This window comes from Halopseudomonas pelagia CL-AP6, assembly GCF_000410875.1.
GTDB lineage: Bacteria > Pseudomonadota > Gammaproteobacteria > Pseudomonadales > Pseudomonadaceae > Halopseudomonas > Halopseudomonas pelagia.
Genome location: NZ_AROI01000043.1, coordinates 1 through 5,386 on the forward strand (window position 1 = coordinate 1; position 5,386 = coordinate 5,386).

At 44.7% G+C, this 5,386-nt stretch carries 9 protein-coding genes; all 9 read left to right on the top strand.

Annotation, left to right across the window (positions count from 1 at the left end; translation table 11 throughout):
- The coding region (locus tag K787_RS26000) for a major capsid protein (RefSeq protein WP_000485911.1) at positions 1 to 983 on the top strand (983 nt) is incomplete at its 5' end.
- A gap of 110 nt (positions 984 to 1,093) precedes the next feature.
- Complete coding sequence (locus K787_RS26005; RefSeq protein WP_000487867.1) at positions 1,094 to 1,621, top strand: hypothetical protein; 528 nt, start codon at positions 1,094 to 1,096, stop codon at positions 1,619 to 1,621.
- A gap of 8 nt (positions 1,622 to 1,629) precedes the next feature.
- Positions 1,630 to 2,616 carry a Minor spike protein gene (locus tag K787_RS26010; RefSeq protein WP_000466547.1) on the top strand — a complete coding sequence of 329 codons (987 nt, stop codon included), beginning with the start codon at positions 1,630 to 1,632 and terminating at the stop codon, positions 2,614 to 2,616.
- A 63-nt stretch (positions 2,617 to 2,679) separates the two neighbouring features.
- Entirely contained in the window at positions 2,680 to 4,221 is a 1,542-nt protein-coding gene (locus K787_RS26015; RefSeq protein WP_000252566.1) for a replication endonuclease, read from the top strand.
- The gene (locus K787_RS26020; RefSeq protein ID WP_435988044.1) at positions 4,154 to 4,306 is read left to right on the top strand and encodes a hypothetical protein; all 153 of its coding nucleotides are present in this window, start codon (positions 4,154 to 4,156) and stop codon (positions 4,304 to 4,306) included. The genes K787_RS26015 and K787_RS26020 overlap by 68 nt, the downstream gene beginning before the upstream one ends.
- Positions 4,239 to 4,478, top strand: a complete 240-nt coding sequence (locus K787_RS26025; protein ID WP_016670801.1) for a phage DNA packaging protein C — start codon at positions 4,239 to 4,241, stop codon at positions 4,476 to 4,478. The genes K787_RS26020 and K787_RS26025 overlap by 68 nt, the downstream gene beginning before the upstream one ends.
- Positions 4,475 to 4,933 carry a scaffolding protein D gene (locus K787_RS26030; RefSeq protein WP_000084700.1) on the top strand — a complete coding sequence of 153 codons (459 nt, stop codon included), beginning with the start codon at positions 4,475 to 4,477 and terminating at the stop codon, positions 4,931 to 4,933. The genes K787_RS26025 and K787_RS26030 overlap by 4 nt, the downstream gene beginning before the upstream one ends.
- Positions 4,933 to 5,049, top strand: a complete 117-nt coding sequence (locus tag K787_RS26035; RefSeq protein WP_000033471.1) for a phage DNA packaging protein J — start codon at positions 4,933 to 4,935, stop codon at positions 5,047 to 5,049. Before K787_RS26030 ends, K787_RS26035 begins: the two co-directional genes overlap by 1 nt.
- A 36-nt stretch (positions 5,050 to 5,085) precedes the next feature.
- The coding region (locus K787_RS26040; RefSeq protein ID WP_000065543.1) for a major capsid protein at positions 5,086 to 5,386 on the top strand (301 nt) is incomplete at its 3' end.

The window sequence follows — 5,386 nt, forward strand, 5'->3', positions numbered from 1 at the left end:
CTGGTTATATTGACCATGCCGCTTTTCTTGGCACGATTAACCCTGATACCAATAAAATCCCTAAGCATTTGTTTCAGGGTTATTTGAATATCTATAACAACTATTTTAAAGCGCCGTGGATGCCTGACCGTACCGAGGCTAACCCTAATGAGCTTAATCAAGATGATGCTCGTTATGGTTTCCGTTGCTGCCATCTCAAAAACATTTGGACTGCTCCGCTTCCTCCTGAGACTGAGCTTTCTCGCCAAATGACGACTTCTACCACATCTATTGACATTATGGGTCTGCAAGCTGCTTATGCTAATTTGCATACTGACCAAGAACGTGATTACTTCATGCAGCGTTACCATGATGTTATTTCTTCATTTGGAGGTAAAACCTCTTATGACGCTGACAACCGTCCTTTACTTGTCATGCGCTCTAATCTCTGGGCATCTGGCTATGATGTTGATGGAACTGACCAAACGTCGTTAGGCCAGTTTTCTGGTCGTGTTCAACAGACCTATAAACATTCTGTGCCGCGTTTCTTTGTTCCTGAGCATGGCACTATGTTTACTCTTGCGCTTGTTCGTTTTCCGCCTACTGCGACTAAAGAGATTCAGTACCTTAACGCTAAAGGTGCTTTGACTTATACCGATATTGCTGGCGACCCTGTTTTGTATGGCAACTTGCCGCCGCGTGAAATTTCTATGAAGGATGTTTTCCGTTCTGGTGATTCGTCTAAGAAGTTTAAGATTGCTGAGGGTCAGTGGTATCGTTATGCGCCTTCGTATGTTTCTCCTGCTTATCACCTTCTTGAAGGCTTCCCATTCATTCAGGAACCGCCTTCTGGTGATTTGCAAGAACGCGTACTTATTCGCCACCATGATTATGACCAGTGTTTCCAGTCCGTTCAGTTGTTGCAGTGGAATAGTCAGGTTAAATTTAATGTGACCGTTTATCGCAATCTGCCGACCACTCGCGATTCAATCATGACTTCGTGATAAAAGATTGAGTGTGAGGTTATAACGCCGAAGCGGTAAAAATTTTAATTTTTGCCGCTGAGGGGTTGACCAAGCGAAGCGCGGTAGGTTTTCTGCTTAGGAGTTTAATCATGTTTCAGACTTTTATTTCTCGCCATAATTCAAACTTTTTTTCTGATAAGCTGGTTCTCACTTCTGTTACTCCAGCTTCTTCGGCACCTGTTTTACAGACACCTAAAGCTACATCGTCAACGTTATATTTTGATAGTTTGACGGTTAATGCTGGTAATGGTGGTTTTCTTCATTGCATTCAGATGGATACATCTGTCAACGCCGCTAATCAGGTTGTTTCTGTTGGTGCTGATATTGCTTTTGATGCCGACCCTAAATTTTTTGCCTGTTTGGTTCGCTTTGAGTCTTCTTCGGTTCCGACTACCCTCCCGACTGCCTATGATGTTTATCCTTTGGATGGTCGCCATGATGGTGGTTATTATACCGTCAAGGACTGTGTGACTATTGACGTCCTTCCCCGTACGCCGGGCAATAATGTTTATGTTGGTTTCATGGTTTGGTCTAACTTTACCGCTACTAAATGCCGCGGATTGGTTTCGCTGAATCAGGTTATTAAAGAGATTATTTGTCTCCAGCCACTTAAGTGAGGTGATTTATGTTTGGTGCTATTGCTGGCGGTATTGCTTCTGCTCTTGCTGGTGGCGCCATGTCTAAATTGTTTGGAGGCGGTCAAAAAGCCGCCTCCGGTGGCATTCAAGGTGATGTGCTTGCTACCGATAACAATACTGTAGGCATGGGTGATGCTGGTATTAAATCTGCCATTCAAGGCTCTAATGTTCCTAACCCTGATGAGGCCGTCCCTAGTTTTGTTTCTGGTGCTATGGCTAAAGCTGGTAAAGGACTTCTTGAAGGTACGTTGCAGGCTGGCACTTCTGCCGTTTCTGATAAGTTGCTTGATTTGGTTGGACTTGGTGGCAAGTCTGCCGCTGATAAAGGAAAGGATACTCGTGATTATCTTGCTGCTGCATTTCCTGAGCTTAATGCTTGGGAGCGTGCTGGTGCTGATGCTTCCTCTGCTGGTATGGTTGACGCCGGATTTGAGAATCAAAAAGAGCTTACTAAAATGCAACTGGACAATCAGAAAGAGATTGCCGAGATGCAAAATGAGACTCAAAAAGAGATTGCTGGCATTCAGTCGGCGACTTCACGCCAGAATACGAAAGACCAGGTATATGCACAAAATGAGATGCTTGCTTATCAACAGAAGGAGTCTACTGCTCGCGTTGCGTCTATTATGGAAAACACCAATCTTTCCAAGCAACAGCAGGTTTCCGAGATTATGCGCCAAATGCTTACTCAAGCTCAAACGGCTGGTCAGTATTTTACCAATGACCAAATCAAAGAAATGACTCGCAAGGTTAGTGCTGAGGTTGACTTAGTTCATCAGCAAACGCAGAATCAGCGGTATGGCTCTTCTCATATTGGCGCTACTGCAAAGGATATTTCTAATGTCGTCACTGATGCTGCTTCTGGTGTGGTTGATATTTTTCATGGTATTGATAAAGCTGTTGCCGATACTTGGAACAATTTCTGGAAAGACGGTAAAGCTGATGGTATTGGCTCTAATTTGTCTAGGAAATAACCGTCAGGATTGACACCCTCCCAATTGTATGTTTTCATGCCTCCAAATCTTGGAGGCTTTTTTATGGTTCGTTCTTATTACCCTTCTGAATGTCACGCTGATTATTTTGACTTTGAGCGTATCGAGGCTCTTAAACCTGCTATTGAGGCTTGTGGCATTTCTACTCTTTCTCAATCCCCAATGCTTGGCTTCCATAAGCAGATGGATAACCGCATCAAGCTCTTGGAAGAGATTCTGTCTTTTCGTATGCAGGGCGTTGAGTTCGATAATGGTGATATGTATGTTGACGGCCATAAGGCTGCTTCTGACGTTCGTGATGAGTTTGTATCTGTTACTGAGAAGTTAATGGATGAATTGGCACAATGCTACAATGTGCTCCCCCAACTTGATATTAATAACACTATAGACCACCGCCCCGAAGGGGACGAAAAATGGTTTTTAGAGAACGAGAAGACGGTTACGCAGTTTTGCCGCAAGCTGGCTGCTGAACGCCCTCTTAAGGATATTCGCGATGAGTATAATTACCCCAAAAAGAAAGGTATTAAGGATGAGTGTTCAAGATTGCTGGAGGCCTCCACTATGAAATCGCGTAGAGGCTTTGCTATTCAGCGTTTGATGAATGCAATGCGACAGGCTCATGCTGATGGTTGGTTTATCGTTTTTGACACTCTCACGTTGGCTGACGACCGATTAGAGGCGTTTTATGATAATCCCAATGCTTTGCGTGACTATTTTCGTGATATTGGTCGTATGGTTCTTGCTGCCGAGGGTCGCAAGGCTAATGATTCACACGCCGACTGCTATCAGTATTTTTGTGTGCCTGAGTATGGTACAGCTAATGGCCGTCTTCATTTCCATGCGGTGCACTTTATGCGGACACTTCCTACAGGTAGCGTTGACCCTAATTTTGGTCGTCGGGTACGCAATCGCCGCCAGTTAAATAGCTTGCAAAATACGTGGCCTTATGGTTACAGTATGCCCATCGCAGTTCGCTACACGCAGGACGCTTTTTCACGTTCTGGTTGGTTGTGGCCTGTTGATGCTAAAGGTGAGCCGCTTAAAGCTACCAGTTATATGGCTGTTGGTTTCTATGTGGCTAAATACGTTAACAAAAAGTCAGATATGGACCTTGCTGCTAAAGGTCTAGGAGCTAAAGAATGGAACAACTCACTAAAAACCAAGCTGTCGCTACTTCCCAAGAAGCTGTTCAGAATCAGAATGAGCCGCAACTTCGGGATGAAAATGCTCACAATGACAAATCTGTCCACGGAGTGCTTAATCCAACTTACCAAGCTGGGTTACGACGCGACGCCGTTCAACCAGATATTGAAGCAGAACGCAAAAAGAGAGATGAGATTGAGGCTGGGAAAAGTTACTGTAGCCGACGTTTTGGCGGCGCAACCTGTGACGACAAATCTGCTCAAATTTATGCGCGCTTCGATAAAAATGATTGGCGTATCCAACCTGCAGAGTTTTATCGCTTCCATGACGCAGAAGTTAACACTTTCGGATATTTCTGATGAGTCGAAAAATTATCTTGATAAAGCAGGAATTACTACTGCTTGTTTACGAATTAAATCGAAGTGGACTGCTGGCGGAAAATGAGAAAATTCGACCTATCCTTGCGCAGCTCGAGAAGCTCTTACTTTGCGACCTTTCGCCATCAACTAACGATTCTGTCAAAAACTGACGCGTTGGATGAGGAGAAGTGGCTTAATATGCTTGGCACGTTCGTCAAGGACTGGTTTAGATATGAGTCACATTTTGTTCATGGTAGAGATTCTCTTGTTGACATTTTAAAAGAGCGTGGATTACTATCTGAGTCCGATGCTGTTCAACCACTAATAGGTAAGAAATCATGAGTCAAGTTACTGAACAATCCGTACGTTTCCAGACCGCTTTGGCCTCTATTAAGCTCATTCAGGCTTCTGCCGTTTTGGATTTAACCGAAGATGATTTCGATTTTCTGACGAGTAACAAAGTTTGGATTGCTACTGACCGCTCTCGTGCTCGTCGCTGCGTTGAGGCTTGCGTTTATGGTACGCTGGACTTTGTAGGATACCCTCGCTTTCCTGCTCCTGTTGAGTTTATTGCTGCCGTCATTGCTTATTATGTTCATCCCGTCAACATTCAAACGGCCTGTCTCATCATGGAAGGCGCTGAATTTACGGAAAACATTATTAATGGCGTCGAGCGTCCGGTTAAAGCCGCTGAATTGTTCGCGTTTACCTTGCGTGTACGCGCAGGAAACACTGACGTTCTTACTGACGCAGAAGAAAACGTGCGTCAAAAATTACGTGCAGAAGGAGTGATGTAATGTCTAAAGGTAAAAAACGTTCTGGCGCTCGCCCTGGTCGTCCGCAGCCGTTGCGAGGTACTAAAGGCAAGCGTAAAGGCGCTCGTCTTTGGTATGTAGGTGGTCAACAATTTTAATTGCAGGGGCTTCGGCCCCTTACTTGAGGATAAATTATGTCTAATATTCAAACTGGCGCCGAGCGTATGCCGCATGACCTTTCCCATCTTGGCTTCCTTGCTGGTCAGATTGGTCGTCTTATTACCATTTCAACTACTCCGGTTATCGCTGGCGACTCCTTCGAGATGGACGCCGTTGGCGCTCTCCGTCTTTCTCCATTGCGTCGTGGCCTTGCTATTGACTCTACTGTAGACATTTTTACTTTTTATGTCCCTCATCGTCACGTTTATGGTGAACAGTGGATTAAGTTCATGAAGGATGGTGTTAATGCCACTCCTCTCCCGACTGTTAACACTA